Genomic DNA, 3528 nt, shown 5'->3' with positions numbered 1-3528 from the left:
AAGAATATTTGTTTTTAAGTTTTACTAATTGGTGTTTATTAAATACAGAAAATATAAATCTAGATTTATTGAAAGGAAATTCTCTTATATTAAAAGATGACTATATAAGTAAAAATTTATATATACGGTGATACAATTATTAAAATATAAGATAATGATTTTGATATACTTTATTATATAATTATAGAAATTATTATCGTTTTTAAATTTAAGTTGTCTGATATCCGTACATATAATAACAAAATAATCTAAAAGGAAGTATCGTGAATGGTTTTAAATTTAGCATAGTTTGCATATCGGCTATTTATTTAGCGAGCGCTGACGCAAAAGACGTCGATTTTAGTACCTTGGAAGTCTCGGCTACTGAGGTCAAAAATAGCGAAAAAGCGTTTTCAACGCCTGGAGCCGTTAGTTCGCGAGAGGATATTAGAAGCGAAAATCAAAGTATAGACTCCATAGTTAGAAGTCTGCCGGGTAGCTACACGCAAATAGACCAATCTCAGGGTAGCGTGTCCGTAAATATTCGCGGACTTACAGGTCTTGGGCGCGTAAATACGATGATAGACGGAGTTACGCAGACTTATTACGGTACGTCGAGCGATACGGGCGGGGTTCATAACTTTACCGGCAACATTGGCACTTCAGCCTTTGGAGCACTCATAGATCAAAATTTCCTAGTAGGTATAGATATCGAGAGAGGAAGTTTTAGCGGTGCTCAAAACGGACTTATGGGAAGTGCGAATTTTAGAACCATAGGCGTAAACGACGTTATAACTGACGACCACATTTTTGGCTTTTTAGGTAGATATAGCTATGGCTCAAACGGCGTGGGGCCAAGCTATATGGGTAGTGTCGCGGCAAAAAAAGAATTTGACGGCGGACAAAGCCTAGGCGTACTTTTTGGATATAGCGGTAAAAAAATCTCGCAAGACTACAAGATAGGCGGCGGCGACAAAATAAAAGACAATAATAAAGACATCGACGGAGACGGCGTGCCTGATTTGCCTACGGCGTTAGATACCGATTCGCTGGAGCAGCGTCCCAAAAGCTATCTTTTTAAGATGGAATACGATAGCGAGACAAACAAAGCTATTTTGGCATACAGAAGATATAGTAACTATTTAGCCAAAAGAGATATAACCAGCGACAACTATCAGCTTGATTATCGTTTTGATCCGTATTCTGACTTAATTGATATAAATTTGCTCTTATCTTATAATAAGACCAGACAAATTTACGATAAAAAAGCAAGACTGGCGTGGGCGGATCTTGAAAAAGGGATGAAATTTAAAAATAGTTCTCTGGTTTTTGATCTTAGCAATACCTTTTTGCTTAATATAACTGACAATCTTAAATTTAGCTCAAAACTAGGCATAAATGCCCTAAATAACGAATATAAACGCGTTACTGGAGACGAGGCGTACTCTACACTTAGGACGTCGTACCCTATACCAGACGGTAAACAAAAGATATTTAATTATTATTTAGATAATTCGCTTGAGTACGACATTTTTACCTTCGATGCAAATTTAAATCTCGTAAATTGGAAAACGAGCGGTATAAAAGGCAAATGCTTAGCAGGTAATCCTTACTGCTCTCCACAAGAGGCCGGAGACTTTAAAAGAAAAGATACCGATTTAAACTATTCTCTCATGGCTTCAGCCAAGATTGACGAGTTGTTTTCGCCGTTTATCAGCTACGAAAGGACGACTAGGCCGCTAAACGTGCAGGAGCTCTTCTCGTCGGGCACGGTTTATGAAGATATAAACACCGGGCTAAAACCAGAAACCGCAAAAACCTATCAGATCGGCTTTAATAGCCACAAGCACGGTATTTTTTCGGACGACGACGTTTTTGGGCTTAAAGCCGCTTACTACAATACTAAAATAAAAAATTTTATCTACGATAGGATAATCGGCTACACAAATGCTAGCGGCGACGTTACGATGTTTTTGGCTAGATTAAATGACAAAGCCACCTTAAAAGGCTTTGAGCTCGAGTTTTTATACGATATGGACGTATTTTACGCCAAAGCCTCATACACTCGTCAAAAATCTTCCTATCAGCCCTCAGATAGTTTCGCGCTAGACTGGACAAACGGACCTGCTAGTGGAACTACGCAGTTTAGCGAACTGCCGAAATATTACGCTACGATAGACGTTGGAACTAGGCTTTTTAATGAAAAGTTAGTTCTTGGTTCTATAGCCAAAATTACTGGTAAGGCAAAAAGGATAAATCCTAAATTTAACTGGGGTGCTTTTGACGAAAATGATCCGAGATTTAAGATTATCAATACACAAGAACTGCCAAAAATCCCAACTATTTTCGATTTTTATCTCACTTTCGAGCCGATTAAAAATTTAACCTTTAAATTTGAAGTGCAAAACGTATTCGACAAAAACTACATGGATGCGCTTTATACTTATAACTCATCTTACTCCAGCGACGTATTTAACGACGACATCACTATCTTTAACAACGCTGCTAGGGGTAGGACGATACTGGGGAGTTTTGAGTATAGATATTAAATTTAACGACCGAGTCGCCGTGATAAAAGCGGCGCTCTTGGTTTCTGCTCTAAAATTGACCTACATAATCTTTTTTTGCTAAATTTGACCGCATATAAATTTAAGCCTATTTTGCTACTATTTCAGACGAAAATTAACTCAAATGGAGAATATGTGAAAAAATTGATCTTTGTTACGGTGCTTTGGGCGTTTAGCTTTAGCCTCATCGGCGAGTTTTTGGCGGGGCGAGTGGATAGTTACTTTGCCGCGTTTTCGCGCGTCGTTCTTGCGCTTGGCGTATTTTTGCCCTTTATGATTAAGGATTTTGCCGCGCAAAACCTCGCTCTATACGCCAAAGTAGCCGCGATCGGCGCGGTGCAGATCGGCGCAATGTATATCTTTTACTACAACTCGTTTGCATACCTTAGCGTCGCTGAGGTTGCGCTCTTTACGATATTTACGCCGTTTTACGTGAGCGTGGTTTATGACGTGCTCGCAGGCAGGCTTAGGCTGCTGTATCTCTTTAGCGTGGGCACGGCGGTTTTGGGCGCGCTCATCATCAAGTACGGCAACGTAAATAGCGGCTTTTGGCACGGATTTTTGCTCGTGCAGGGGGCGAATTTATGCTTTGGCGTCGGACAGAGCGCGTATAAATTTTTGTTAGAAAAGCGTGATTTGAACGAGCAAAGAGGGGTTTTTGGCTACTTTTTCGTCGGAGCCGCCGCGGTTACGGGCGTAGCCTTTGCCATGTTTGGCAATCCTGAAAAGATCAACCTTGATCTAACCCAAGGCGCGGTACTGCTCTGGCTTGGTATCGGAGCTAGCGGCCTAGGATACTTTTTATGGAATAAAGGCGCATGCGAGGTAGATAGCGGCACTCTAGCCATCATGAATAACGCTTTAATACCAGCAGCCATCATCGTAAATTTAGTATTTTGGCATAAGGATGCGGATATACTAAGACTATGCCTAGGCGGTGCGGTGATTTATATCTCGCTACTCATTCATAATAAAATCATCG

General features: G+C 40.4%; 2 protein-coding genes. Both read left to right on the top strand.

The window, feature by feature from the left end:
* Window positions 1-263 precede the first annotated feature (263 nt).
* Window positions 264-2528 (top strand): TonB-dependent receptor, encoded by a 2265-nt coding sequence (locus Q0546_RS08305; RefSeq protein WP_298792117.1) that lies wholly within the window; start codon window positions 264-266, stop codon window positions 2526-2528.
* A gap of 153 nt (window positions 2529-2681) precedes the next feature.
* Window positions 2682-3528, top strand: an 847-nt coding sequence (locus Q0546_RS08300) for a hypothetical protein (protein ID WP_298792115.1), incomplete at its 3' end; no start/stop codon positions are given.

The sequence above is a fragment of the uncultured Campylobacter sp. genome (assembly GCF_937997465.1).
Taxonomy (GTDB): domain Bacteria; phylum Campylobacterota; class Campylobacteria; order Campylobacterales; family Campylobacteraceae; genus Campylobacter_A.
The sequence above is the reverse complement of the archived record's forward strand: the minus strand, read 5'-3'. Positions and strand labels throughout refer to the sequence as shown.